The organism is Bacillus altitudinis 41KF2b (assembly GCF_000691145.1).
Taxonomy (GTDB): Bacteria; Bacillota; Bacilli; order Bacillales; family Bacillaceae; genus Bacillus; species Bacillus altitudinis.
On sequence record NZ_ASJC01000001.1, the window covers coordinates 157,138 to 183,477 of the forward strand.

Genomic DNA, 26,340 nt, shown 5'->3' on the forward strand with positions numbered 1-26,340 from the left:
ACAATTTTTGAGTAAAATGTATAAAGGTGATTATAGTCAACAATAATTATTAGCGTTCTCTTTTAAGCAAGTATTTAAATCGCAGCTTGATGAAACTATTTTATGATACTAGGGGTGTTTCTGTTTTGAGATATTTTAAAGATAAGATTAATCAAATTTTTAAAAAAATAAACTTTTACGTCGCAATGATAGGCATATTATTTATTATTATGATTATAACAATGCTATCAATGTGCTTGTAGATAATACTTTGTCATATAATTTTTGGGTTTTCTCAATTTATTTATTAATGTATGCATTTATCATACAATCATTATTTAAAATTAACCCCGAATATTTGAAAGTACCTAAAAATATATATGAATGGTTAGATATTCCGATTCTTTATAATAAAGATCAATTTCTAAATGAAACTAAAAAAAAGAAAATTAATAAAGAAGATCTTATGGAAAATTTAGATTACTTTCGTAAACAACTCTTAACATATACTAAACATGACTTAACTAAACTAAGGATGCTCAAAGCATATGTAAGGGCTAAAAACAGTAAGGGGAATTTTGCAACAATTATGCAAACATTAATTGCATTAATTTCAGGTCCTTTATTTGTTTTTGTTATCAGACAAGAAGCTGTTATTAACTACTTTGGTAATCCTGAAGCTAATCCACTTATGAATAGTATTATGACTTATATATTTATAACCTTATTATTTGTGTTTGTTTTGATTAACATCACTTTTTTATTTTCAGGTAATAAAACCAGATTATCTTTTATAGAGGAAATGATTGAGGTTTGTATAAAAGATATCGAAGAAGAAAATAACAAATCAGCTTGATTTGTGTATTTTTGTATGGTTTCAAAGTATTTAGATAGTGTGACAGACATGATTGTTTGAAATAGTCCAAGACGGAGAGCCTGCGGACACTGATCAACACCTTTTAGTGGTGCTGATTGGTGTCCTTTTTTTATTTCTTAGAAAGGAGTGGCACCATGAATAAAAAACAGATTGAAGGACTCATTCACAATTATCACTGGATGACGAAAGAGGTTCAGCGACTCCAGCGTGTTTTATATGGCACCGACATTCCTATGCGCAGCTGGGGCGTTGCTCAATACGGCATCGAGGCAACCTTACCGAAAGGGAGCAAAGGAAAAAGTCAAGCTGAATTGCGTGACATGGATATGAGGGAAGAAAGATTGTTTAAACGTCTTCGTGAATTTGAAGAGCGTGTATATGCAATAGAGGCAGCAGCAAGTAAAATCGAAGGAGAAAAGAACCGTGTGGTCTATGACTGCATGATGGAAGGTATGAGTTATCGTGCCATTGGGCTTCACTTGGGCCTGTCTCGTGAAAAGGTCCGTCAGATGAAAGATAATATCATCGACCAATTATGCCAATATTGCCACTTTGTGCACTTGTTGAAAGAGGAAAAATCCGTAGTGTAAAATGGAAGGCAGGACGGGGAGGCGTAATATTCACGTGTCACCACAAATTAATATATTTTCACTTGCCTTGCGAGCTTGGGATTCGTTCGACAAATTTCGTAGACTCCTCAACTTTATCAATCTTATCCGATAATGATATTGAGGAGTGAGTAGAGTTGGGTAAAAAAAAGAAACACGCAAAAAAAAATAAAATACGAAGTGAAAAAATAAAAAAAATAGATGATGAAATTTACTCAAAAAAGTTAATGGAGTTAGAAGATGTCATCTACACTTACCGAAATGAGGAATTACTTTCTTATTTTTTTGAAGAGTTTAAACAAGGTAAAGCAAAGAAAGATTATATAAAAAGTGTCTCATCACTCTCTGATTTAAACATTGAATGTCTAGAATTCGCAATAGCAAGATTTACTCAAATTGATAATAATTTATCTCCTGACAGAAGGTATCTAAATGTAATTATGCCTTTATTCGTAGCATTTCTTGTAATGCTTTCTAGATTAAGTGAAGTAATAAATTTTTTTGGTATTCTCCTTACAGGCGGTACGCTTTTTTATTTTCTATTTTTCCTTAATAAGGACAGAAAGAACAGAGGTTATGCAAATGCCATGTTAATAACATTTGAGCAAGTCCACGCTAGGAAACAGAAAGAAAAAGAGTGAATTTCGTTCGACAAATTATGCGAATAGTTCCATGTGTTCGCTTTCTGCCGATAAAAAGGTGGGAGGTGAAAAAATGGAATATGTTGAGATCTTTAAAAATCATTTTCAAAATTTCATAACGGACACAAATTATGACTATTATGAGATTATGGCTAAAGGAGTTTATGAATTTATTGAGGGAGATGAAATTAAATTTATTTATTCTAAAAACCCCTTCAATATCAATAGTGCCGAACATTATTTCTTCTTAGAATCTGGTTTACTCATTGCCAAACAAAAAGAGGAACGATTCGCTTTGGATTTCTATAAGAGTAGGATTGTTAAAAAAAATCTTACTTTTAGTGGAAGAAGAGAAGCTAATTTGACTTTTACTTTTGAGAACGGTGAAAAGATTGAATTTGATTCAAAAGATTGTAATGAAGCTCATGAATTCAACTATGCTAAATCAATTAAAGAACTTTACAAACTAATTTAAGCACCCTTCGGGGTGTTTTTTGTAAACTGCTTCCGATAATTCTTTACACCAAGCATCGGCTTAAAGGTAGAGTGCGGCGGCAGTTTAGAGTGAACAAATTAAAGGAGTGAATGACATGACAACGGAACCGCCTTTAGGTGTTATTCCTAAGTGGTTACATGATGAACGTAGAACAGAAGATATAGCAGCAGCTATTGAACGAAGAATATCAGCAAGGTCAGAAATTACTCTTGAGTGGTTTGAAGAGTACAACAACCTCATCAAGCACCAAGTAAAAAAATAAAGATCCCGAAACAAACGCAATCAGAAGGAGGCGGAAGGTGAATGTAAATGGAATCGAAGCACATTCAGGCGGAGAAAGATTACGTCAAAGGTATGAAATACAAGGACCTTGCCGAGAAATACGGGGTGTCGATCAACACCATAAAATCATGGAAAAAGCGGCATGGTTGGGAAAGAAAAAAGGGTGCACCCAAAAGAAAAAGTGTGCACACAAAAAAGGGTGGTCAACCCGGTAACGTTAATGCGTTAGGTAATAGCGGGGGAGCAGCACCAATAAGAAACCAAAACGCAAAGACGCATGGATTTCATTCAAAGCACATGCCAGCAGAAGCGTTTGAGATCATGCAGGACATTCAGGAGTTTTCACCTGTTGATTTACTTTGGGAACAAATACAAATCCAGTTCACAGCAATTGTGCGGGCACAGAAAATAATGTTCGTTGAAAGCAAAGACGAAATGATTAAAGAGCTGAAAAAAGCACGGTATGTTTTTCATGAGGGTGACCTTGAAGAAAAAGAAACTGAAGAAGAAGAATACGAATTTCAATTCGCTTGGGATCGTCATGCTACATTCCTAAACGCTCAATCTAGGGCAATGTCTGAGCTTAGGGGCTTAATAAAGCAATTCGACAACATAGCCCATGAGACAGACGAAAGCCGGCTTAAACTGGAGCAGATGCGTCGGTGTCATGTGGATAGAAGAGCTTGCAGAATTTAAGTCAGATGAGGAAGTAAGCACCATCATGAACTCCGTTCTACGTGAAGAACTAACACACAAAATAAAGACAGAGAACCCACGTAAACGAGCAGGGAAGTTTGATTATACGTTCTATTACACTTATAACCCGCCAAAGTGTAAGCAAAATTGGGTTAACAAGAAGTATGAAACGTCTTTCCCTGCCGATAACACATACATTCATCACTCAACATACCTAGACAACCCTCATCTATCAAAAGCGTTTATTAATGAGGCTGAAGAAACTAAAGCCAAAAACGAAAAGAAGTATAGATGGGAATATCTTGGGGAAGCGATCGGAACTGGCGTTGTTCCATTCGATAACCTTCAAATCAAGAAAGGCAGCATAACTGATGATATGCTCCGCTCCTTTGACAATATACGTCAAGGCGTTGACTTTGGTTATGGTCCAGACCCGCTTGCTTTCGTCAGATGGCATTATGACAAGAAGCGAAGCAAAATATATGTACTTGATGAATTATATGATCACAAAGTTTCTAACAGAGAACTAGCAAAGTGGATTAAATCAAAAGGCTATGAAAGCAATGAGATTACAGCCGATAGCGCTGAACCAAAAAGTATAGCCGAGCTTAAAAAGGAACACGGCATTAGAAGGGTTTCAGGAGCAAAGAAAGGCCCTGACTCGGTTCAATATGGTGAGGAATGGCTTGGTGATTTAGATGAAATAGTCATTGATCCATTGAGAACACCAAATTTAGCCCGTGAATTTGAGAACATTGATTATCAAACAGATAAAGACGGCAACCCTAAACCACGTCTTGAGGATAAGATTAATTAATTTGTCTTTTTGGCCAATATCATCAACAACTACTTTGTAATCTTCAATCTATTCCAATTTCTTTTTTCTTTCATTCACTATAAACACCTCCATGTTCAAGTATTTCTAAAGAGAGGTGCCTATATGTAATTGATGGCAATAAAAAAGACCTTCAAACCAAGGCCATTAATTGAATTTCTTTTTTAATCCATCCATCATATCTGCATCATAAAAAGATTGTAAAAGCTCGTCCACATTGATTTTTTTATCCTTCTTGCTTAGAAATTGATCAATGATCTTTTCATATTCTTCTCTAGTGTTTCCTTCAATATCTGAAAGGTTTAATTCTTCACCGAAGTGTCTAATGAACGCTATCTTTGTTATATCATATGCCTTTTTGTTTTCTTCTTCACAGGTGCAAAATGCTCCTGAGAGAGTGATGAGGAATTGAACGTCTTCATCGTCTAAACCATTGGCTTTTTGGAACTGAATGAATTGATTTTGTGACATATATAGTCACCATCCTTTTATCTAAAGTATAAGTAAATCAGCAGTGAGAACGATGTATTCAACAACAAGTCCGATTGTATCAGCTACACCTGAGTCTATATGTTTTTTAAGCTCTGCAGAAACAACCTTTCGAGCCCTACCAGCTGCATTTTTTGGAGTATCAATAATTTTTTCTAATTCTTTAATGATCTTGTTTGCATTTTTGACAGTACCATTTACAGCTTCCTTTCCAAAACGTTGCTGTAAAACCCATTTTGCCCAGTCGTTATTCACTAAGCCTTTAATTACTTTGATTGCTGCCTTAATAGCCGCACCCTTAGGGCCATTTGTAGTAGCAAGTGGATCATTGTTAGCATTCTCAATAGCTTTAAATGCTTGAAGCAAGGCTTCTTGTTTTTCTAATGGTAAATCTCTTAAAGCAAGTTGTTTTTGTAGCTCAGTAGGATTGAAAGTTACTGCCAAATCTTCTTTCTGTTCGATCTTTTCTGCTGCATACGTAGCTGTTGTGGGAATGAAAACTGCTGCTGATATGAGAACTAGCAACATCTTAACAAAAAACTTTTTCATTGGAATACTTCCTTTCTAATCATTTTTCAATAGTGAGGATATCACAGAAAGGAATTTATTGTTTGGGGAATAAATAACTAACGGCAAACAACCTATCAAGCCAAAAAGCAAATAACAAGTCAATACTAATGGTGAAAGAAAATTATATAGTCTCGTCTTACGTTTGCCATTATATGTAAATAGGGGTGGTGAGTAAAAGTCAGTGTAGAAGAAGATAATTATAAAACAAAAAAGCCCTTTATAGAGGGCAATTAAAATGGTTTAATTGTTTTAAAATGAGGTATTAAAATAATAAAAAAAACTGGAGATGAAACTGTATGGAAAAGAAACAATTTGTAAAGAAACCTGTTGTTGTAGAAGCATATCAAATTGATAAAGAAATGGACATTGAGACATTAGAAGGCACTATGAAAGCATCGCCTGGCGATTGGATTATTAAAGGTGTACATGGTGAAATCTATCCGTGTAAGCCAGATATATTTGAAAAGACGTATAAACCATTTTATGAATAATTAAGCTTCGTCAATAGCTTTTTTGATAGCTTCTTTAGTGAAAGATTTAGCCCATTTTGCTTTAGAATTTAGAATACTTATTGGAGAAGTATTGCTGTTGTTTATTTTTACAGCAACAAGTTTCATTCCTAATTCTTTCGCTTTGTCAATTTCCCAGTCGCACCAGCTGCTTTTGTGAGTATCTTCACCAACTAAAAGCAAGAAGTATCCGCATGTATTCATGCGCCTAGATATAGCTCTTCTAATTGCTCCGGTGTCTGTTGAATTAACTGAAACATCTGTTGAACCGTCTTCAAATTGAATATCTTTAAAATTAGGTGTATTATTTTTAGACCAAGCGACAAGCATATTCTTATAAGTCTTATCATTATCGTAATCGTAGCTTATAAATATTTTTTTAGTCATGTTTTTCTTCTCCTTTTGCTTTGTTCTGCATATTAGCCCAATTAATATTCTCTTGCGATATTATTGATTCGGTTCTCTCAACCAACAATTTAAAAATATCGCCCTCTGAGTAAACACCGGTCTTTGTGTAGTATTGATACTTTTCGTGTTTTAATGTTTCACAAATACGTCTGTATTCTATGTAATTCTCTTGGTGTTTTCCTAAGCTCAAAAATCCTTCTAACATTGTAATTATTCCACCAGCTAAGGCGATCGACAATGTAATCCATATACTATTTAACTTCGTCAAGACACTTAGAATAGGGATAGATGGAGCTAGAATTATAATTAGGATCTTCATAACTCTGTAATTCTTTTGATGATGTAATGATTTTTTATCATACCATTCGATCTGACCTTCTAGTCTATCTTGTATGTATTTACTTTCAGTTCCACAATCATGTTCCAAAACATTCCACCTCAACTTCCATTATATACAGTTAATGGATTATTTCAACAGATAAATAGACTGATAGTCCTTTTTTTAAAACTTTAAAGTCCAAAATTGAAATATCTGCCACCCTATCTGTATGATAGGAACATTATGACGGTCACTACTATCTTTTAAAATGAGTGTATTAAGCTGCCTATAATTAGGAGGGAGCTAGACCACTATAGTTTTAAGCTACAGTGGTGGTATTATCGAGCAGCGCAGACGAAGGAATTTTTGTTGGAATAGATTAATAATCAATCTAGAAAGAACAATCTTTTATTTAACAATTTATTCCTCCTGTCGATAATTCAGTTGAGGTGATAGGATATGAAATGGAATCTATTTAAACGAAGTCATTTTGAGAGAAAACTAGAAGAAGAAACTGAAATTAAAAAATTTCAAAGTGAAGTATTTAACAAGAACAACTTAAAGCGTAATTTAGCGCAAATGGATCCAACAAGTCTAAATGCTTATTTGAAATTTCATTTCCCTAAAGATGGACAAGATTACACAAATCATAGAATTAAGGTACAAGTCGTAAGGTCATTAGATAAAGTTGATTTATCATCTGCAATTGCAAGAATGGAAAGAATAGAACACACAAATGATCAAAAAAGATATTTCTTTTTTATTGGATTTATATTCACAACAATTACTGCTTTTATAGCCCCTATTTCTAATAAAGTTGAACTCAATTCCGATGCACATTGGAAGATTTTTATTATAGTGATATCAATTATATGTATAGCACTGTTTTTAATACAGCAACATTTTCACAAAAGTGTGTTGCATGATGATTATAATCGTTCTGATCTAGTACATTTCAAAGAATTACTTATTCAAGCAAAAGCTGATAAAGATAGTTAAACATCATTACAGCGGAATAAACACATATAAGCAAGTTGCTGGTCAAGCCATATTTGAGAATGGCAGAAGGTTGAAACATGTGAAGGAGAATGATTTGGTTGTCGGGTAGTGGGGAAGGTGGTTACAAACAAATATTGAATTTTCTCAAGAGCAAGCTAGGAAATTTATAAGATCATACGAGCAGTTTGGAAATTCCACGACGTCGTGGAATTTAGACACAAATAAATTATTTGAAATGATATCATTGCCCACCTCAATAGACAGACAAGAATTAATCGATTCATCTCTCCATATCCCATCAACAGGCGAAACAAAAACTGTAGATGAAATGACTGTGAGTGAGCTGCGTGAAGTTAAGAAAGCATTAAAGGAAGCGGAACAAGATAAGAAGCGATTAGAACATGAGTTAGATGAAGCTAAGAATATGGATCACGATGAAATGATTGAAGATTTATTATTAACCCATGTTATCATAGAAGAAAATGGATGTTGGAGGATTGTCAGCAAATGCTCAAATCAAAGTTAGTTGTTTGGACGTTTATCGTTGTGACTGGATTCTATATGCTCATAAGTATATGGAACATTGCTATATTTCCAGATAAGACATGGACAGATTACGCAGGACAGATTTTGATTGTCATTTTTGGAAGTATGGTGAATGGTTTAATCGCTGCATTCTTTATGTACGCAGCAGCTATGTTAGTGAAATATATTAATGGTGATAAAGCATAAATTTGTAGACAGGGAGATGTTACCATATGAATTGATTGAGCATTTGAGTCACAGTGGTATCACAAGAAATGTTTTTACTAATAAGAATCACTCAGTATAAGGTAGGAAACAAAATCGAATGAACCTTTATGTACCAGGGGTTAGGACAATTATTTAGAATGTGTTAGAATTAGTCAGAAAACGTGTCTCGTCCTTGACAGGGTAGAGGTCGCTGGTTCGAGCCCAATCGGAATCATCGTTGAAACCCTTGCCTAGCAAGGGTTTTTTGTTTTTTTGACAACGAATTTTTGTTCTGTTTCTTTTGATTGGGGACGAATTGGGAACGAACTTTATCCATTAGATTGTTTCTCAGTATTTTTAGAATCAAAAAATCCCTTTTCCATACAGATCACACACTTTTAATAGTATCAGCATATCCAGTTTAAGAGGTTACTTACAAAATATTTAGAACTTTTTAGTAAGAATCCTCAGAAATGTAATACGGTTTTAAGTATTTTCATTTATAATTCTCTATTTGTCTATACTTTTCATATCGCTGTTGTATAAGCTCTTCCGAGGATAATCGTATCAATTTTTTTAGAGATGATTCGATTGCAGATTCAATCAATTTTGCCTGTGATTTTATATCATTTTGTGCTCCACCCTTAATTTCAGGAATGATTTCATCAATAATTCCTAAATGCTTTAAATCTTTTGCTGAAATTTTCATATGTTTAGCAGCTTCTGGAGCATACTTAGCATCCTTCCATAGGATAGATGCTGCTCCTTCTGGCGAAATGACCGAGTACCATGAATACTCTAACATATGGATATGGTTACCGACACTAATGCCAAGAGCTCCACCACTTGATGCCTCTCCAATTACAATACAAACAATTGGCACTTTAAGTGTAGCCATTTCCAATAGATTTCGAGCTATCGCTTCAGAAATTCCACGTTCTTCAGACCCTTTGCCTGGATAGGCGCCAATTGTATCAATAAATGTAATAATAGGGCGATTAAATTTATCAGCTTGTTTCATCAGTCTTAGCGCTTTTCTATATCCTTCTGGATGTGACATTCCAAAATTTCTTTCTATATTTTCCTTTGTACTTCTCCCTCTTTGATGACCAATAACCGTAACGGGCATCCCTTTAAATTTTGCAATACCACCTATCATTGCTTGATCATCACCATATAATCGATCACCATGAAGTTCGAAAAAGTTTGTAAACAATAAAGGTATATAATCCAATGTCGTGGGCCGGTTACGTAGTCTTGCAATTTGAACTCGTTGAAAAGGTGTAAGATTAGAATAAATTTCATCTTGCATTTTATTTAAACGTTTTTCTAATTCTTGAATTTCTGATGATAAATCTACATTATGTTCTTTCATCATTTTCTTTAATTCATCAAATTTCTCTTTTAGTTCAATCATAGGACGTTCAAAATCCAAACTCATTTTATCCTCCAAAGGGTATGATTTACCTCACTCTAATCAAAAGACTTAGAAATAGAATCAATAAATAATTCAAAACCATCCACAACTATTTTTTGTTCTGATTCTGATAAATTACTGAGGATACGTTGATAAAATGTAAGGGATTGTTCTCTTAAGCGATTAACAGTAATGTGACCTTTTTCTGTGAGGTGCAGAAAAAGTTCTCTTCTGTTTTTTTCATTTACTTCACGATAAACAAGTCCCTTTTTTACTAACTTATCTACCAATCTACTTACAGTTGAAGTCTCTAATCTAAGTTTATTGGATAGTTGCCAAACAGTTAATTTTTCCATCTCTATTTCCTCTAACGCCATCATTTGAGAAGTTGGTAGAGGTTTTTCAAATGGTCCATTGGGCAAATTTTGAGATTCAAAAACCCCAGTTATTATAATCATTTTCTTAATATCTGATCTTAGTTTTAAGGCATCTTTTCTTTTCAAAAAAGGTCACCCTCCTAAAATTAATGTATTATACATCAATTGTATTATACATGAATATGTTTTTTTCACAAGTTTAACATCAGCCCATATGACAACATGGACAAGAGATTTCTTCTTGTTAAAATGGTTTAAGTGGATTGATCATAGTCGATCCACCTGATTGATGCATCAGGATCTTACCCTAAGTAATTACTGTTTACTGTTCTTTCAACAAAAATATGAAAAATGAAGAGAGGGGGAGAAAAATATGAAGTCATTTTTACTAATTGGACAATCTAATATGGCGGGTCGAGGCTTTAAGCATGAAGTGCCGCCAATTTATAATGAAAGAATCATGATGCTGCGAAATGGAAGATGGCAAATGATGACTGAACCTATTCATTTTGATAGGCCGGTAGCTGGTGTAGGACTGGCGGCTTCCTTCGCGGAGACTTGGTGTAAGGATCATGAGGGAGAAAAAATTGGTCTTATTCCATGTGCTGAAGGTGGCAGTTCCATTGATGAGTGGTCACGAGATGGGGTATTATTTCGTCATGCAATAAATGAAGCTACATTTGCAAAGGAAGATAGCGAATTGGCCGGGATATTATGGCATCAAGGAGAAAGTGACAGCCGAGATGGGAAATACAAAGAATACGATGAAAAAATACGAAGATTATTTCATGAGCTAAGAACTGAATTATCTGTACCTAACATTCCGCTTGTGATAGGTGGTTTGGGCGATTTCTTAGGAAAGACAGCATTTGGCGCAGGATGTGTGGATTATCAACTGATCAATGAGGAACTACAAAAATATGCACATGATCATGAAAATTGTTATTATGTTACTGCGAAAAGCCTTATACCTAATCCGGACGGAATTCACATCAATGCGATGTCCCAGAGAATATTTGGGATAAGATACTATGAAGCATTTCGAAAAACAGAACATATACATGAACCATTACCAAATGAACATGAGCTAGTGAAAGACTGTCATAATAGAATGAATACCTCAGCGGAGAATACATATATAGCACTAGAAAAATTCACGTTGGGCAAGATGACTTATGAAGAGTTGCTGGAGGCTTTAACGTAGGCAAAGCTCATAGTAGTCTTTGAATAAACAGAAACATGATATATCTTGTGAAAGGATGATTGTGGTGGTAAAAACAGATAAAGCTTCCTCCTGAATACAAGCAATTACATTCAGGAGGAGATAAAAAATGTTTAAACAAATAGATGAAAATTATCCGAGAAAAGAGCACTTTCATCATTATATGACGGTAACCCGATGCACATATAGTCTGGTGATCGATCTAGACATCACGAAATTGTATGCAATATTAAAAGAAAAAAGGCTAAAAGTATATCCTGTGCAAATTTATTTGTTAGCAAGAGCTGTGCAAAAATTACCGGAATTTCGGATGGATCAAGTGAACGATGAACTTGGTTACTGGGAGATTCTCCATCCTAGTTATACGATTTTAAATAAAGAAACAAAGACGTTTTCAAGTATTTGGACGCCTTATGATGAAAACTTTGCTCGGTTTTATAAAAGCTGTGTAGCGGACATGGACACTTACAGCAAAAGCAGCAGCCTATTTCCGAAACCTCATATGCCAGAAAACATGTTCAATATTTCAAGCCTGCCGTGGATTGATTTTACTTCTTTTAACCTTAATGTATCTACAGATATAACTTATTTACTGCCAATATTTACGATAGGCAAGTTTAAGGTGGAAGAAGGAAAAATCATTCTGCCCGTTGCGATTCAAGTCCATCATGCTGTTTGTGATGGCTATCATGTCGGTCAATATGTTGAATATTTGAGATGGCTTATTGAACATTGTGAAGAGTGGTTAGACGATTCATTGGATATGTCCTGAATGTCAGGAGTGATTTGCAAGAGGTTTCCAATGGTTTATAGAAGTTAGCATAAAGCAGACTTTAACGAGTCTGCTTATTTGTTGTGTGATGAAGAAGTTATTAGTTTGCAAGTTTGCAAATAAGGCAATCATGTTTTGTTTCTCAATTATTTTTGCGGTTTCTTTTCGGTGTTTTGAAAATTCCATTATGTGATAATAAATGTAATATAAAGGGATTTGATGGAGTGTGGATAGGGATATAGAAATTTTCATCTTACAGTCTTCAAGAGTAGTAGACCTGAAAAATGATTCTGAGTGTTTGTCATTTAAGCTTCTAAATTAATTAATGATAGGTGATAAACTACGGAGTAATGGAATATTTTGAAACTGCAAAAAGGGCGGGCAGATTCTTATAGAAGAAAGCAGTGATTTTGTCGGATGTTAAAAAATGTATACTCACTCTATCTAAAATCATTATATTGAATTAAATGTATATGTATTTACTCTAAAAATTGATAAAGGTGGTGGTTTACATGATGAAGAAAAGCAATACATTATTACTGTCTTCAATATTTTTAGCTAGCACGATATTCCCTGCAACTGTTTCAGCAACTACTGTTGAGAAAAATGAAACTGAATGGATAACAATTGCAGAGGATACTGCAACGGATTCTGTATCACATTCAACTAACAAAAAATCGGCCAAAGCAGATTATGTTACGAATTGGAAACTAAGAAAAACTGGTGGATTGATTGGTGAAATATTTCAATGTAACTACAGCATGTTAACGACAGCGAAGTCAAAGGGAAAAATTGATTATATAGAAGCAAAATCAAGACTATATGGAGGAGATGGAGGACTTTCTAAAAGCAAGACCGATTCTGCGAAGAAATCAAATTATGCTGGAGCGAATGCTGCAGGTGGTGTAGATGGTGGTTGGGGATGTAAAGGTAAAGCGATTGGAAACTCTTTATATAAAGATAGTGGTTATAAAACTGTTAGTCGCCAAAAGACTTTTAAAATTTAATAGTCGTGATGAGACATAGAAAAATTGTATTCATAACCATTTTCATCGTATTACTAATGGCTTTTATTTTATTTGTCAGACAAGAAAAAGTCTCTAACGATCAAGACTATAATGATGAAATGTTGGATGTTACTGGACCAGGAACGGAGACCGTATCATATGGTATGTATGAACCTGAGGGGAAGCTGCTTGATACACTAGATATCGGTTTGATTAAGAATAACCAAATGAACAAAGTTCTTTCCTTCTCACACTACATAGATGCAGCTAGAAAGTACACGTTATTCTTACTAGCAAATTTTAATCAAATAGCATTTTCTGCAGATAATCATAGACCAGCTAAATCATACACATTTGAGATGACTAAAGACCAGGTGATGACATTACCAATCAAAGCGACATTACCAAAAGATGTTGGAGAAATAGCGTTTATTATTGTTCCCGAAGCAAAATATCATTTGAAAGATAGTCATATAGATATAGCGACAGGTTTACAAGAAAATTATATTATGCGATACATCACAAAAAAAGCTTCATCTCATCATATTAGAAGTGAATTTTCTCCAATATATAAAACGGATGAATTAACTGGAGAAGAAATTTTCATGGCTTCAGGAAAGGTTTCAAATAAAGTGCTGTATACTTCAAAAAGTCAAATGCCCGTCTATCTCCAAGTGGATAATACAAGTAAAGAAAAAATGAATTATGCTTTAGTCGCATTCTCGGAATTCGATCAACAAAAATTCAATGGAAAACATGTGATGTATGTATCTGTAGAAAGTGAAAAAACAAATGTTTATCAAATAAAATTGCCAAAAGTGAAAAAGGAAAAGAATTTTCAAGTCATTGCTTTTCCTGCACCTTTTGATAATAGTACTAAATTTGAGGAAGTTAATTTTAGAGGCTATTCTTCTATTAGAACGTTAATTCAACCATAGGAGGCAATTTTATGTGGATGATCATTATTTTATTCATTATATTGATAGGATTTACAGGAAACATGGTATCGATTTTGAGAAATATTCAACAATCTAATGAAAAGATTATAAAATTATTAGAAGAAAATCAGACACACAAGTAGTCCATTGAGTTATGGTTTATGACAGCGTATTTAGTACACTGCTCCTGAGAGGGAGCTCTTTTTTTTCGGTTTCTTTTTGGAAAGAGTAGCAGAATGTTATAGAAAGGCTCTTAAAGCTCAAAATGATATTCAAAAAGGAGAGTGTCTGTATGGTGATTAAAAGACTCCTAATCATTGTATCCATTGTATTGTTAAGTGTTTCAACAGCAGAAACTATAAAAATCATTGAAACGAAATCAATTCGGAATACAACAATGGAGGAACAAAAATCAAATCGAAACACGATTATGATTGATCGAAATACAACTTCTGAAAATGTATAGACAAGATTAAAACAGACTTTAAGAGTCTGTTTTTTTATGAAGTAGAATGAGTAAATGAACAGTTGGTCAATGTTATACTTATCTCAGATAGATACGAGGAGGCATCCACTTTGAAAACATTCTGGGAGAAAGATGAAGAGAGTCCTTTTACGTTAGAAAAGATAGATGAGGAACAAATTCGTGAAGCAGAGGGAACACTTGGAGTCACTTTACCCGATACATACAAAAAACTCATTTTAGAATGGAATGGTGGTTTTACAGTTCGTAATGCTTTTCCAACCGAACGGCCGAATTCATGGGCAGAGGATCATGTTCAATTCGACCATCTAAGAGGAATCGCCAAAGATGATGGAATTATGAATAGTGTTCAGTTAAGTGATGAATTGGAGCTGCCAGAGGGACTTGTTTTCATCAGCGGGGAAGAAGATACATGGATCGCCATGGATTACCGAGAAACGAAGGAACATCCTCCTATTCACTATTTCGATTTAGAGATGGAGGTAGATTATAAGCTGGCAGATAGTTTCGATGAATTTGTTGAGCGGTTATATACAGCTGACGACGCCATGGTTGAAGTAATAGAGATTGAGAAGGAAGCTTCGGATTTATATATCAGTAAAGAAGAGCTTGAACACATTTTTGAGAGAGGAGACCTTCGTCAGCAGAATCTCTTCAAAATGGCACATTATCCGATGGAAGACATTGAAGAGATCGCATGGTTTTTCTTGCGCATGAAACAGTGCATCAAACAGATAAAAGATCAACATGTCTTGTATGAAACAGCTACTGCTATTCACTCCAACCTTCTGTTAAACCCAGATATGCCAAGGAATGACCGTATCAATAAAGAGCTGCAAGAAATTGCTGAAATTCTAGAAAATAGTGGAGATCCGAATACCGCCTTTTTGGGAGAGGACATTCATCCAGTGAAAAAACGATAGTGAAAGAAAAAAGCCCCTAAAAAGGGCTTTTTTTAATCTAATTCATGAAAAAACTGTTTGAGTTGATCAATGAAAACGGATTTGGATTTTCCTTTTTTATAAATGAACTCGATATTGATGTTGAAATTGATAGATGGCTCGATTGAAATTTGTTTTAATGTTCCTTGTTTTACTTCATTTCTAACACAATGATGAGGAAGAAACGATAGTCCCATTCCTTGTAGCACTAAATTTTTTGCAGTTTCCATATGATCAACCTCAATGGAAATGTTCGGTGTGATGTTGTTTTTTTGAAATAATCGGTGGAGCATCAACCAATCAAATGACCCATAGTCAAAGAAAATAAAAGGTTGTTCTTCTAGTTCATTCATATTGATGTTGCCTAGGCTGGCAAGCGGGTGATGAGTTGGGACGAACAGCCCGATTGGATCGCTGAAAATCGGGATTGATTCAATTTGAGGATGTGTTTCAGTCCTGACAATGCCAAAGTCTACTTGGTTGTTAATCACTTTTTGGACAACATCCTTTGAATGTCCTGTTACAATTTTCACTTTCAGGTTTTCGTATTTTTCTTTTAGGGCGGGCAATATGTTAGGCAATAGATTATTGGAAATAGAGGATGCGCATCCAATCGTCAATTCATAAGGGATCATCGTTTGTTTGAGACTATGCTTTGCTTCTTGATAAGAATGGAGAATCTTTTTGGCATGCGGGTAAAACTGTTCACCTTTTTCCGTCAGAGATAGTTTATTTCTCTGTCTATCAAATAATTTCAGGTCTAATTCTTTTTCTAACGATTGAATACGTGCCGAAACAGAAGGCTGGGTTAAATACAGTGCTTCTGCAGCTTTATTGATACTGCCTAGCTGGCATACATAAATAAACGCTTCTATATTCTCAATATTCATGTTATCCCCTTATATGACGTTCTTTAAATGTTTAGCTTCTCAAGCTCATACACTAATTTTACAGCTTCTTTCGCTAAAATGACAGTAGGGTCAATCACTTTCACAGCTTTGGTTGACCTTAGAACTAAAGGAATTTCTGTACAGCCGGCAATGATGGCTTCTGCTCCTTGATTGATTAAAATTTCTGCAGCTAACGCCAGTTCACTTTCGCCTTTACTCAATTTCCCTGCTTTCACGGCATAAATCCCATTCATCACGTTTTTCTGAAGATTTTCACTAGGAGTCATGACATCAATCTTGTGATGGGCACAAGCCTTTTGATAGAGCTGGGTTTTTAATGTGCCATCAGTACATAGTAAGCCCACAGACGTATAGTGATGTTTGTTCAGATGCTTTGCGGTTTCTAATGGCATATTCATGATAGGGATATGAGTGGATTGTTGTACGTTTTCTAAAAAGAAGTGAGCGGTATTGCATGCAATCAGAATAAAGTCCGCTCCTGCGCGTTCTAATCTTTTAGCTGATGCAATCATATATTCTGTAGGATCTTCGCCTTTCCCAAATATGGCATTGGTTCTATCAGGGATTTGCGGATCATTATCAGCAATTACATGGAGATGATCCTGATCTTTTATCGCTGGTGTATGAGAAATGATTTTTTTCATCAGATCAATCGTCGCTAAAGGGCCCATACCACCCATAATACCAATTGTTGTAGACATGCATATCACCACATTTCATTTTTTTCTATTATAAAAAAAGAAAGGATGGTGAGTGTTATAGAAAAGTTCTATTTGTATATAGAAGGTTGATTAAAAGCACCTTTTATTTTCTTCTTTATCTGTTTTGCGGTATGAGTTGCAATCTAATCAAAAAATATTAGAATAAAGAAAAATTGATAAAGGAGCTACCATTATGAATTTCAATTTGGATGAAGCTTTAGATATGTTGAGTCGAACTCCTCGTACATTAGAAAGTCTTTTGTCAGGTTTATCGAAGGATTGGCTTCACAGTCGTGAAGGGGAGGGAACGTGGAATCCCGTTGAAGTCATTGAACATTTGATTGAAGCAGAGAAATCCAACTGGATTCCCCGATTAAATGTCATTCTTGCTGATGGAGAGAATACCCCATTTCCTGCATTTGACCGCTACGCCCATTTGAATCAAACTGAAAGACAGATAGAACAAGCACTAGCGGAGTTTCATCATGTGCGGATGGAGAATGTGTCATACATTCAGCGTATGACACATTCAAGTCTTGATCTAGAGAAAAAGGGCGTCCATCCAGAATTCGGCATCGTGCAAGTGAGCGAATTACTTTCTGCGTGGGTTGTCCATGATTTCACCCATATCTCCCAAATTGTTCGAGTCATGGCGGAACGATATCGAACCGATGTGGGTCCATGGAGCGCTTATTTAGGGATTTTGAATAGGAAATAAATGTTTAATGACGCTTCGCGGCCCACTCAGATTGAAGAATGGCATATTGATATTCATCGACCCAATGTCCTTTTGACATATAATTTTGCAGCAAATGTCCTTCGCGTCTCATGTCTAAACGTTCCAGCACTCGAATGGATTTTTCGTTGCGTACATCTGTAAAGGCAATGATTTTATGCTTGTTCAGTGTAGTGAAAATATATTCGATCATTGAATTCAAGGCTTCATGAATATAGCCCTTTCCTTGAAATTCAGGCGCAAGTGTAAATCCTATTTCAACGATTCTAGGCTCGCTGCCGAGTGTATGAATGGCGCAATCTCCTATCAGCTGATTGGATTCAGATAAGGCAATCGCGTATTGAAACCAAGTCCCTGGTTGATTAGGTTGTTGCGTCATTTGGTGTTGTACAAATGATTCAGCGTCTTCGTGCGTGTAGTTTTCCCAGGATTGAAATGTGGCAATAGAGGGGTTTGATCGGTATTGATAAAATGCTTCAATATCCTGCTGATCAAACTGACGAATCACGACCCGGTTTGTTCTTGTAAATATGCTGTTTGCATTCTTCATGTGTTACCCTCACTTTTTAGTTTGTTCTTGATTTGAAAAAGTCTATTAGCCATTCAGATAGCTGTTTTTGCGCTTTGGTCACAAATCGATCGGCATAATACGTTAATTCAAGATGCCGAACAGGAGCAGGGGCAGAAATAGGGATAGAGACAATATTAGGCCATGCTGAATGTTGCTTTAACAGCCCTCTTGGCTGGATGGTGGCGCCGATCCCGGCTTCAACCAACTGCAATAGTGAAGTGGCAGACCCAACATCCATGACCGTGTCCAATTCAAAACCGTGTTCTTTACATACGTCATCGACCAAATCTCTTCCTAGGTAGCCTTTTGGATACATGACCAGTGCATGCTTTGTCAGCTCTTTTAGCGTCACTTCACGCCTTTTTGCCAGTTCACTGTCTGAATGAACAAACAATTCGTAGGGCTCATCGCCAAGTGGAATTTGAATCAGTCGTTTATCCGCAGGCCCGCGCAGCCCAATTCCGATATCGACTTTATGTGAGAGCACCTCGTCACGAACAAAGATGGTCGAAAAAGCCTTTAGGTTGATCTCTGGATACAGCGTTTTAAATTCTACAAAAAGCGGAACAAGCTGAAAGTCAAGATCAGAGGGAAGGACGGCAAGCCGAACGGTACCCCGCTGTTCAGATAACAGTTCTTTCATGGCATTTTTTGCATCTCGTTCAGCCTGAAGCATTTTCATGCCATATTGATAAAGAAGCGTACCAGCTTCAGTTGCAACTACTTTTTTACCGATTCGGTCAAAGAGCGGCATCCCAACTTCAGCTTCAAGCAGTTGAATCTGTTGGCTTAATGTAGGCTGTGATATACCTAGTTGCTCTGCAGCCTTTGTGAAATGTAAATGATCGAATACAGCCATAAAATAGGTAATGTGACGAGTATCCATATGCCATCCTTTCATTAATGATAGTATTTTCCTATCATCATAATACGAATTATTGTATTGATCAATGAATGAAGCGGATTTATACTCATAGTAACCTCAACAAGATGAGAGAGGAAGAAGAGTATTGATAAAAAAAATATTTTATTTAGCTGCTTTATTTTTAGCTGCCTTAAACTTGCGCCCAATCATTACATCCGTGGCTTCTATGATGAGCATGATTCAATCAGACCTTGGCGTTAGTGCACTCACGGCAAGTCTTTTAACCACTTTGCCGGTCTTGTGCATGGGAGTGTTTGCCCCTGTAGCAACGAAACTAAGCCGCCGGTTTGGATTAGAGAGAACTCTTTTTTTCTCGATTTTTCTTATCACAATTGCGACTGGACTGCGTGGTACAAGTCAAACGGTTACCATCCTTCTCGTGACTGCTTTTGCAGGAGGAGTTGGAATAAGTTTTGCCGGACCATTGTTGTCTAGTTTTATTAAAAAGTATTTCCCGAAAAGTCCTGGGATTGTCAGTGTGTACTCTATATCGATGACAGTTGGAGCTGCACTTGCTTCGGGCTTGACCATTCCGATTTACCTTCGCAGTGAGCATAACCTTCCACTTGCGTTATCTTGCTGGGCGGTTTTAGGCGTTATTGCACTGATTTTATGGCTCGGTCTAGCTCGTCAAAACCAACAAGCGGATCATGCAGATGTGCCGCTGAGATTACCGCTGCGAAACAAAAAAGCCATTCAATTCACCTTGTTCTTTGGCTTTATGTCTAGCATGTTCTATTCGTTAACAGCGTGGATTTCACCCATTGCGCTTGATTTTGGGAATAGTCCGCAGTATGCCGCCATGCTGCTTACGATATTTACGCTCATTCAGATTCCGGTGGCATTACTCGTTCCAAACATCGTCAATCGTCTAGGAAAGCCGAAATTATTTCTGATTTTATGCAGTTTGTCAGAGCTGATTGGCCTCATATTCCTTCTACTGCCAATGCCGATCCTGCCAGCTGTTATTTTTCTGGGGATTGGAGCAGGTGGATTATTTCCTTTAGCGCTTATGCTGCCTATTATTGAAACGCGTACACCAGAAGAAGCCGGTACATGGTCAGCGATGTCACAGATGGGCGGGTACATCATGGGAGGATTTGGTCCATTTTTAATCGGTTTGATTTTCGATATCAGCGGACATTTTCAAGCTGCTATTGTCGCAATGCTCGCCATCGTGATGCTGATGATTGGCGTGCAGTTATCGATGAAGTTAGGGAAAAAACGTGATGAGGTATCCAATTAAAGATCAATATACCGCTGCTTTTATATCATGACTCAATTGAAATCGCCATAGCCTATTCCTAAGTAGGCTATGGCGATTATTTTACTCAATTTTTAAAAGATGCACCTGAATGAATTATCGTGCCAGATTTTTTTCAACTTTACGAGTGGCCATTTCTGCAGCCTCCATGATCATTTCACCTAATGTTGGGTGAGGATGAATCGTCATGGCTAAATCTTCTACTGTAGCACCAATTTCGATAGAGAGAGAAAGTTCTGATATAAGAGTAGATGCCTCTGCACCTACGATCTGTGCTCCTAAAATAAGGCCAGATTCAGCATGGGCCACAATCTTCACAAATCCTTCTGGTTCTTTTAATGCCAGTGCTCGACCATTAATAGAGAACATTGTTTTTCCAGTAACAGTCGGAATGGATTGTTGCTTGCAATCCGTTTCGCTCAGTCCAACACTCGTCAATTCTGGGCTGGAAAACACAACGAGAGGGATCGCTTTATAATCGATCATCGAAGGTTTCCCGGCGATTGCTTCTGCTGCCACCTTCGCTTCATAGGAAGCTTTATGAGCCAGAGCAGGACCCTCGGTGATATCACCAATTGCATAAATGTGCGGAATGGAAGTTCTGCATTGTTCATCAATTTTAACTAGTCCGTTAGGGGTAATGGACAAACCGATAGAATCAAGACCTAATGTTCCATCTGTATTCGGTTTTCTTCCGACAGTAATTAGGGCATATTCCGCTTTCACCGTGTAGCTTTCTTTCTGTTTCTCATAATGAAGATCAATTCCGCTTATATGCTGCTCGGCATCTGTGACGTTTGCTCCTGTAATAATCGTGATGTTATCTTCTTTCAATTGACGAACGACAGGCGAGACAAGTTCACTTTCAAAACCAGGCAATACTTGATTGCCGCCTTCTAGAATGGTGACTTTTGATCCAAACCTTGCAAACATCTGTCCGAGTTCAACACCAATATATCCACCCCCAACTACGACAAGGCTTTTAGGGATTTCGGGAAGGGATAGTGCTTCAGTGGAAGACAATATACGACCTCCGAAAGGGAGTGATTTAATTTCAATTGGACGAGAGCCGGTTGCTAATATAAGGTATTTGAAGTTGATTCGTTTTTCACCTTTTTCGGCATGTTGAATCACCGCTGTATGCTGATCGAACAAGCTTGCATCGCCTTCCAAAATGGTAACTCCAGCTGACTTTAACAAAAATTGGACGCCTCCAGCTTGTTTTTCCACAACAGCTTTTTTGAACGCTTGAGCTTCATTGAAAGAACTGCTTTCTTGAAAACCACCCCATTTTGTGCGGAGTTTGAACCGCTCTGCTTCTGCTATTAGCGCTTTAGAAGGGATACAGCCTACATGGGTGCATACGCCACCTAACTGATCACGTTCTACTATCGCAGTCTTCATGCCGAGATGAGCTGAACGTAACGCCGCCACGTAGCCCCCTGGACCTGATCCAATCACTAATGTATCTACTGTTTCTAAATGAATCATTCCTTGCACCTCCAATTTCAAAATATGATGATCATAATATATTATAGTCATCATATTTTAGTGAAGTCAATCCCATTTGAGTGAGGAAAGATGGATTTTAGTCAATTGACACAAGATAATATGATAATTATAATATTTTAATAAATACACTTAGATGAGTTAAAAGGAAGGAGAAAAGAGGATGCCTTATCCGAAAGGTCATAAGTCAAAAGTGAGAGAGCAGATCATCGCTAGTGCTGCACGAGCATTTCGAACAAATGGCGTCCGTAGTATCAGTTTGCCATACATTATGAAAGGGGCAGGTCTAACTCATGGAGGGTTTTACGCTCACTTTAAGAACAAGGATCAGTTGGTGATAGAGACTTTTCATTTTGCTATTACTGATACGATCAAGCTGCTGCAAAGTGTTGCAGACAAGAAAACAGACCAGCCTCGAATTCAGACGATCATTGACTTTTATTTAAGTTCCGTTCACCGTGATCAGACGGAGATCGGCTGTATATTGCCTGCACTGGCAGGGGAGATTGCTCAATTATCGCAAGAGGTACGTAAAGCCTATACAGATGAATTGAAACGGTTTATGGCGTTTATAGCTGATACGGGAAACATAGATCTCTCTACCAGTTACGCACTAGTAAGCAGCATGATTGGTACAATTGCTCTTGCACGAGCTGTCAATGATTCGCAGTTCAGTGATCAATTGTTAATGGCAGGTAGAACACAGGCAAAACACATTTTAAATTCAAATTAAAAAACATAGGGGATGTTGCGATGTTGATTAGAGAAGCAAGCATAGAAGATTATCCACAATTAAGACAAATCTATTTAGAATCCCGACGTCAGAGCTTTCACTGGCTCAATACAGAAGAAATCAATCTGCAAGATTTTGATCAAGATACGCAGGAAGAGCAAATTTTCTTAGCTGAGGAGAGCAATAAAATCCTTGGATTCATCTCATTATATGTACCAGATCGTTTTATTCATCTCTTGTTTGTACATCCAGAAGCTGCTGGTCAAGGGGCTGGCGATCTGCTGCTTAAGCAAGCTATAAAAGTTTTGGGAACACCAGTCACCCTCAAATGTGTATCCGAAAATCACAAAGCTTTGTCTTTTTATCAAAAAAGAGGATGGAAGGCTGTTGTAGAGGAAGGGGAGCCTGGGGCGAAGTACTGGGTGCTTATTTATGAATAGAAATCTTTTTATCTAATCATTCACAAGGCCCTCTAAAGGGTCTTTTTGATTGTCAGTTTTCTGAAAGCCATTCCTTCAAAGGAAAATCAATAACAAATGAGCGGCTAAAATCCGTTCTTTTTTATGCTTAAAAATTGGATATCTTATGAATGAGAATATGAGATTCCATTATTATTAATATCCTAATGCATTATATTTTAAAGGGTGTTACCGTTGGATGTAAGGAATGATTGGCCAATCTTCCAATAAGAGTTGGAGGGGAATCATGAATTACAAAATTGAAATGTTAACGAATATGAAAATGGTGTATATGAGAAATATAGGACCGTATGGCAGTAAAGAGAATGTGGAGATGATGAAGAAATTTAAAAAATGGATCAAAGAACATCAATTCAATGACGAATTAAAGAAACATGGCATATACGGTGTTTCTCAAGATGATCCTGCAAGAACTTTACCTGAAAATTGCAGATATGACCTCATGTTCATGACAAATAGAGATTTCTCCAAAGATCAACTTGTTCAGACTGGTCATGTTGAAGGAGGAATGTATGCTGTGTTCACGGTGACACATACAGTCGAAAAAGTGAATTTGTTTTGGACGCAATTGCCTCAAATGATCCAACACAATCAATTGAACATGCGTGATGCACCTATTATGGAGAGATATAGAGAAGAAGAAGGCGAAGATAAGGTGTGTGAATTCTTACTGCCTATCTTTTAAACATTTTATCTAACTTCAATGAAAACAGACCTCTTGTGGTCTGTTTTCATGAATGTAAAATCTACACGTTTAAATAATTTAGGACTCGTTCCTTTAAATAACAATATTGAGCCTTATTCGTATCTTGAAATGCTTCTTCCCGATTTGAAGGTACATCCAAATAAAAGATTTCTTCTGAAGCACTTAATCCAGATGCTATACTATGGCTAAACCAATATGACAATAAAAGGTCATGTCAGGAGGAGCATGGTGTGATATTCATCATAGGAATTGTAATCGCTTTTATTGTTGCTATTTTAGGCTTTACTGTTTTCGTAAATGTAGGTAATGGATTAGGAACGGCTTTTAGCATCATTGGGGGAATGGTCATTTTATTCATAGCGGGAAGGCTGCAAAGACAAAAAGAAAAGAATGATCCAAACATCTTATTAGATAAGATGATGATGCTCTTTCACGAAGACGGATTTCAGTCCTCAACATACATCTTTTCGCAAAATGTTGATAAAGGATTTGCGATTGATGACGAGCGAAAGAAAATGCGCTTTATTACATATCAACCTAGCGGCTCATCTCAGAAATTCAGGTTTGAAGTCACTGAGCTTTCCTTGCAAGAGTTGAAACAAATTGACGTGTTAGAAGATGGTATACCGATTGAACATTCTACTGAGAGTGATAATAATGAAGAGATTTCTACACTTCAATTAAGATTAACGATGAATGATCAAGAAGCATCAACGATCACGATCACCTTCCTGCAATTTGATGTGCCAGTTCGTAAGAGCACCGCTGAATATTTGATTGAACGAGAAAATCTGGAGGAGATTTATCATCAAATTGATTCAATGATGAAATCTGCGTATTAAGTAAATTTCTGTTCATAAAAAAGAAATCACAGTTTGATTGTGGTTTCTTTTTTTATCTCAATCAAGTTAAAGCCAGTCCAGTCATTGTAGTTGAATGTTTTTCTCAAAAATGAATAAAGATAGACTAGACACGAAAACGAACATTGATATTGAAATGACTCATGTGATGAGGAGGAAGCATACATGCAAAAGCTTTGCAGGGAGGTCTGGATTGAAGTCAATCTTGATGCGATAAAAAGGAATATCGAAGCGATTCAAGCGCATATTCCAAGAAAAAGTAAGATCATGGCTGTCGTGAAGGCGAATGCTTATGGACACGGTTCAGTGGAGGTAGCGCGGCAGGCACTAGAAAGCGGTGCGACAGAACTTGCAGTTGCTAGCTTAGAAGAAGGGATTGTATTGCGAAGAGCAAAAATAGAAGCACCTATTCTTGTGCTTGGATTTACACCGCTCGATTGTGTGAAAAGGGCCGCAGCCTGGAGAATCGATCTCTCCGGCCTTCGAGAAGACTGGATTGCTCAAGCAAATGAGATCTTAGCGGAAGAAGAAAGCCAGCGCCGGCTTGGGATTCATGTCAATGTTGACACAGGGATGGGGCGATTAGGTGTACGGACAAAGGAAGAGCTGTTAGCGGTGGTGAAGGCGCTTGAAAAGAGTGAAAACCTGAGGTGGGATGGAATATTTACGCATTTCTCCACTGCGGATGAGCCTGATCCTGATTTTACGTTGCTTCAGCACAGCATCTTCATTGATTTTCTTCGGTTTTTGAAAGAAGAAGGGATCAAACTGCCGACCGTACATATGAATAATACAGCTGCTTCGATTGCGTTTCCTGAATTTAGTGCCGATATGATCCGGCTTGGTATCGGACTTTATGGATTGTATCCATCGCAATATATTCAAAGCTTAGACGCTGTTCAATTGGAACCAGCACTAAGCTTAAAGGCAAGAATTGCTTTTGTAAAAGAAATGGTCACAAAACCTAGGACGGTCAGCTATGGGGCAACCTATGTGGCAAAGCCTGACGAAGTCATTGCGACCATACCGATTGGTTATGCAGATGGGTACTCACGTGCTTTATCCAATCGAGGGTTTATGCTTTTCCGCGGAGAAAGAATGCCGATTGCTGGCCGAGTCACAATGGATATGACGATGATCAGTTTAGGGGAAATGAAAGCAAAGCAAGGCGAGGAAGTCGTCATTTATGGCCGTCAAAAGGGCGGAGAAATTTCTGTTGATGAAATTGCTGAAATGCTCAATACGATTAACTATGAAGTCATTGCAACATTAAGCCGCCGTGTTCCAAGGTTTTATCGTCGAGGCGGGAAGATTATTAAAATATCGACGCCGGTGATGTATGTGTGA

At 36.9% G+C, this 26,340-nt stretch carries 34 protein-coding genes and 2 pseudogenes; 25 read left to right on the forward strand and 11 right to left on the reverse strand.

Translation table 11 applies throughout. The features are described 5' to 3' along the window. Positions 1-250: 250 nt before the first annotated feature. The 7 genes and pseudogenes from BA79_RS00795 to BA79_RS19345 form a co-directional block, all read left to right on the forward strand. Positions 251-835 (forward strand): hypothetical protein, encoded by a 585-nt coding sequence (locus BA79_RS00795; RefSeq protein WP_051626165.1) that lies wholly within the window; start codon positions 251-253, stop codon positions 833-835. Positions 836-990: 155 nt separating this feature from the next. After that, positions 991-1,446 (forward strand): hypothetical protein, encoded by a 456-nt coding sequence (locus BA79_RS00800; RefSeq protein ID WP_035700350.1) that lies wholly within the window; start codon positions 991-993, stop codon positions 1,444-1,446. 155 nt (positions 1,447-1,601) lie between these two features. Further along, a complete protein-coding gene (locus BA79_RS00805) occupies positions 1,602-2,105 on the forward strand; it encodes a hypothetical protein (protein WP_035700353.1) in 504 nt (167 codons plus the stop codon). A 73-nt stretch (positions 2,106-2,178) separates the two neighbouring features. Continuing rightward, entirely contained in the window at positions 2,179-2,580 is a 402-nt protein-coding gene (locus BA79_RS00810; RefSeq protein ID WP_035700356.1) for a hypothetical protein, read from the forward strand. Between the two features lie 115 nt (positions 2,581-2,695). Then, positions 2,696-2,863, forward strand: coding sequence for a hypothetical protein (locus BA79_RS19470; RefSeq protein WP_165378828.1), 168 nt, complete (start codon positions 2,696-2,698; stop codon positions 2,861-2,863). Positions 2,864-2,910: 47 nt separating this feature from the next. Further along, entirely contained in the window at positions 2,911-3,579 is a 669-nt protein-coding gene (gene terS / locus BA79_RS19340) for a phage terminase small subunit (RefSeq protein ID WP_234898376.1), read from the forward strand. Beyond that, positions 3,548-4,393 (forward strand): annotated as a pseudogene (locus tag BA79_RS19345) (PBSX family phage terminase large subunit); the annotation flags it as partial. The gene terS and the pseudogene BA79_RS19345, both read left to right, overlap by 32 nt. A 168-nt stretch (positions 4,394-4,561) precedes the next feature. Here BA79_RS19345 and BA79_RS00825 read toward each other — a convergent pair. Together BA79_RS00825 and BA79_RS00830 are read right to left on the reverse strand one after the other, a co-directional pair. Further along, complete coding sequence (locus tag BA79_RS00825; RefSeq protein WP_035700359.1) at positions 4,562-4,885, reverse strand: hypothetical protein; 324 nt, start codon at positions 4,883-4,885, stop codon at positions 4,562-4,564. A 21-nt stretch (positions 4,886-4,906) separates the two neighbouring features. Then, positions 4,907-5,452: a hypothetical protein gene (locus BA79_RS00830; protein WP_035700361.1), complete on the reverse strand. Its 546-nt coding sequence runs from the start codon at positions 5,450-5,452 to the stop codon at positions 4,907-4,909. A gap of 317 nt (positions 5,453-5,769) precedes the next feature. On the opposite strand from BA79_RS00830, the gene BA79_RS00835 reads away from it, so the two are divergent. Further along, entirely contained in the window at positions 5,770-5,964 is a 195-nt protein-coding gene (locus BA79_RS00835) for a hypothetical protein (RefSeq protein ID WP_035700364.1), read from the forward strand. On the opposite strand, the gene BA79_RS00840 is transcribed toward BA79_RS00835, so the two are convergent. Together BA79_RS00840 and BA79_RS00845 are read right to left on the reverse strand one after the other, a co-directional pair. Continuing rightward, positions 5,965-6,369 (reverse strand): TIR domain-containing protein, encoded by a 405-nt coding sequence (locus BA79_RS00840; protein ID WP_035700367.1) that lies wholly within the window; start codon positions 6,367-6,369, stop codon positions 5,965-5,967. Beyond that, a complete protein-coding gene (locus BA79_RS00845) occupies positions 6,362-6,817 on the reverse strand; it encodes a DUF4231 domain-containing protein (RefSeq protein WP_035700369.1) in 456 nt (151 codons plus the stop codon). The genes BA79_RS00840 and BA79_RS00845 overlap by 8 nt, the downstream gene beginning before the upstream one ends. Positions 6,818-7,168: 351 nt before the next feature. On the opposite strand from BA79_RS00845, the gene BA79_RS18710 reads away from it, so the two are divergent. The 4 genes and pseudogenes from BA79_RS18710 to BA79_RS00860 all read left to right on the forward strand — a co-directional run bounded on the left by BA79_RS18710 (position 7,169) and on the right by BA79_RS00860 (position 8,440). Further along, positions 7,169-7,708, forward strand: coding sequence for a hypothetical protein (locus BA79_RS18710; RefSeq protein WP_051626166.1), 540 nt, complete (start codon positions 7,169-7,171; stop codon positions 7,706-7,708). A 166-nt stretch (positions 7,709-7,874) separates the two neighbouring features. After that, a pseudogene (locus tag BA79_RS19900) lies at positions 7,875-8,018 on the forward strand (DUF3102 domain-containing protein); the annotation flags it as partial. Positions 8,019-8,042: 24 nt separating this feature from the next. Beyond that, positions 8,043-8,234: a hypothetical protein gene (locus BA79_RS19905; protein WP_248596519.1), complete on the forward strand. Its 192-nt coding sequence runs from the start codon at positions 8,043-8,045 to the stop codon at positions 8,232-8,234. Continuing rightward, a complete protein-coding gene (locus BA79_RS00860) occupies positions 8,216-8,440 on the forward strand; it encodes a hypothetical protein (RefSeq protein ID WP_035700371.1) in 225 nt (74 codons plus the stop codon). The genes BA79_RS19905 and BA79_RS00860 overlap by 19 nt, the downstream gene beginning before the upstream one ends. A 496-nt stretch (positions 8,441-8,936) precedes the next feature. Here the strand turns inward: BA79_RS00860 and BA79_RS00865 are convergent, their stop codons facing one another. Together BA79_RS00865 and BA79_RS00870 are read right to left on the reverse strand one after the other, a co-directional pair. Continuing rightward, complete coding sequence (locus tag BA79_RS00865) at positions 8,937-9,881, reverse strand: acetyl-CoA carboxylase carboxyltransferase subunit alpha (protein WP_035700373.1); 945 nt, start codon at positions 9,879-9,881, stop codon at positions 8,937-8,939. Between the two features lie 32 nt (positions 9,882-9,913). Then, on the reverse strand, positions 9,914-10,360 hold the full coding sequence (locus BA79_RS00870; protein WP_035700376.1) for a MarR family winged helix-turn-helix transcriptional regulator: 447 nt from the start codon (positions 10,358-10,360) through the stop codon (positions 9,914-9,916). A 247-nt stretch (positions 10,361-10,607) separates the two neighbouring features. On the opposite strand from BA79_RS00870, the gene BA79_RS00875 reads away from it, so the two are divergent. The 6 genes from BA79_RS00875 (at position 10,608) to BA79_RS00900 (ending at position 15,580) form a co-directional block, all read left to right on the forward strand. Then, positions 10,608-11,438: a sialate O-acetylesterase gene (locus tag BA79_RS00875; protein WP_035700377.1), complete on the forward strand. Its 831-nt coding sequence runs from the start codon at positions 10,608-10,610 to the stop codon at positions 11,436-11,438. Positions 11,439-11,565: 127 nt separating this feature from the next. Further along, positions 11,566-12,228, forward strand: a complete 663-nt coding sequence (gene catA, locus BA79_RS00880; protein WP_035700380.1) for a type A chloramphenicol O-acetyltransferase — start codon at positions 11,566-11,568, stop codon at positions 12,226-12,228. Positions 12,229-12,740: 512 nt separating this feature from the next. Then, positions 12,741-13,235: a hypothetical protein gene (locus BA79_RS00885; protein ID WP_248596520.1), complete on the forward strand. Its 495-nt coding sequence runs from the start codon at positions 12,741-12,743 to the stop codon at positions 13,233-13,235. Between the two features lie 56 nt (positions 13,236-13,291). Further along, positions 13,292-14,173, forward strand: coding sequence for a hypothetical protein (locus BA79_RS00890; RefSeq protein ID WP_248596521.1), 882 nt, complete (start codon positions 13,292-13,294; stop codon positions 14,171-14,173). Between the two features lie 292 nt (positions 14,174-14,465). Beyond that, on the forward strand, positions 14,466-14,639 hold the full coding sequence (locus tag BA79_RS00895; protein WP_035700382.1) for a hypothetical protein: 174 nt from the start codon (positions 14,466-14,468) through the stop codon (positions 14,637-14,639). Between the two features lie 110 nt (positions 14,640-14,749). Then, complete coding sequence (locus tag BA79_RS00900) at positions 14,750-15,580, forward strand: SMI1/KNR4 family protein (protein ID WP_035700383.1); 831 nt, start codon at positions 14,750-14,752, stop codon at positions 15,578-15,580. Between the two features lie 32 nt (positions 15,581-15,612). Here the strand turns inward: BA79_RS00900 and BA79_RS00905 are convergent, their stop codons facing one another. Together BA79_RS00905 and cuyB are read right to left on the reverse strand one after the other, a co-directional pair. Next, positions 15,613-16,488, reverse strand: coding sequence for a LysR family transcriptional regulator (locus BA79_RS00905; protein WP_035700384.1), 876 nt, complete (start codon positions 16,486-16,488; stop codon positions 15,613-15,615). Positions 16,489-16,511: 23 nt separating this feature from the next. Then, positions 16,512-17,210, reverse strand: a complete 699-nt coding sequence (gene cuyB / locus BA79_RS00910) for a cysteate racemase (protein WP_035700385.1) — start codon at positions 17,208-17,210, stop codon at positions 16,512-16,514. A gap of 193 nt (positions 17,211-17,403) precedes the next feature. On the opposite strand from cuyB, the gene BA79_RS00915 reads away from it, so the two are divergent. Continuing rightward, positions 17,404-17,928 carry a DinB family protein gene (locus tag BA79_RS00915; RefSeq protein ID WP_035700388.1) on the forward strand — a complete coding sequence of 175 codons (525 nt, stop codon included), beginning with the start codon at positions 17,404-17,406 and terminating at the stop codon, positions 17,926-17,928. A 4-nt stretch (positions 17,929-17,932) separates the two neighbouring features. Here BA79_RS00915 and BA79_RS00920 read toward each other — a convergent pair whose 3' ends face one another. Together BA79_RS00920 and BA79_RS00925 are read right to left on the reverse strand one after the other, a co-directional pair. Next, on the reverse strand, positions 17,933-18,496 hold the full coding sequence (locus BA79_RS00920; RefSeq protein WP_035700391.1) for a GNAT family N-acetyltransferase: 564 nt from the start codon (positions 18,494-18,496) through the stop codon (positions 17,933-17,935). Between the two features lie 16 nt (positions 18,497-18,512). After that, a complete protein-coding gene (locus BA79_RS00925; protein WP_019743043.1) occupies positions 18,513-19,418 on the reverse strand; it encodes a LysR family transcriptional regulator in 906 nt (301 codons plus the stop codon). A 112-nt stretch (positions 19,419-19,530) separates the two neighbouring features. Here BA79_RS00925 and BA79_RS00930 point away from each other — a divergent pair, with 112 nt between their 5' ends. After that, on the forward strand, positions 19,531-20,688 hold the full coding sequence (locus tag BA79_RS00930; protein ID WP_035701038.1) for an MFS transporter: 1,158 nt from the start codon (positions 19,531-19,533) through the stop codon (positions 20,686-20,688). A gap of 114 nt (positions 20,689-20,802) precedes the next feature. On the opposite strand, the gene lpdA is transcribed toward BA79_RS00930, so the two are convergent. After that, positions 20,803-22,197 (reverse strand): dihydrolipoyl dehydrogenase, encoded by a 1,395-nt coding sequence (gene lpdA, locus BA79_RS00935; protein ID WP_035700395.1) that lies wholly within the window; start codon positions 22,195-22,197, stop codon positions 20,803-20,805. 181 nt (positions 22,198-22,378) lie between these two features. Between lpdA and BA79_RS00940 the strand changes: the two genes are divergently transcribed. From BA79_RS00940 to alr, 5 genes are all read left to right on the forward strand, one after another. Then, positions 22,379-22,948 carry a TetR/AcrR family transcriptional regulator gene (locus tag BA79_RS00940; protein WP_007498915.1) on the forward strand — a complete coding sequence of 190 codons (570 nt, stop codon included), beginning with the start codon at positions 22,379-22,381 and terminating at the stop codon, positions 22,946-22,948. A 20-nt stretch (positions 22,949-22,968) separates the two neighbouring features. Continuing rightward, positions 22,969-23,388 carry a GNAT family N-acetyltransferase gene (locus BA79_RS00945; protein WP_017367058.1) on the forward strand — a complete coding sequence of 140 codons (420 nt, stop codon included), beginning with the start codon at positions 22,969-22,971 and terminating at the stop codon, positions 23,386-23,388. A 265-nt stretch (positions 23,389-23,653) separates the two neighbouring features. Beyond that, positions 23,654-24,112 (forward strand): AraC family transcriptional regulator, encoded by a 459-nt coding sequence (locus BA79_RS00950; protein WP_017367059.1) that lies wholly within the window; start codon positions 23,654-23,656, stop codon positions 24,110-24,112. A gap of 251 nt (positions 24,113-24,363) precedes the next feature. Then, entirely contained in the window at positions 24,364-24,975 is a 612-nt protein-coding gene (locus BA79_RS00955; protein WP_035700399.1) for a hypothetical protein, read from the forward strand. A 183-nt stretch (positions 24,976-25,158) separates the two neighbouring features. After that, the gene (gene alr, locus BA79_RS00960) at positions 25,159-26,340 is read left to right on the forward strand and encodes an alanine racemase (protein ID WP_035700402.1); all 1,182 of its coding nucleotides are present in this window, start codon (positions 25,159-25,161) and stop codon (positions 26,338-26,340) included.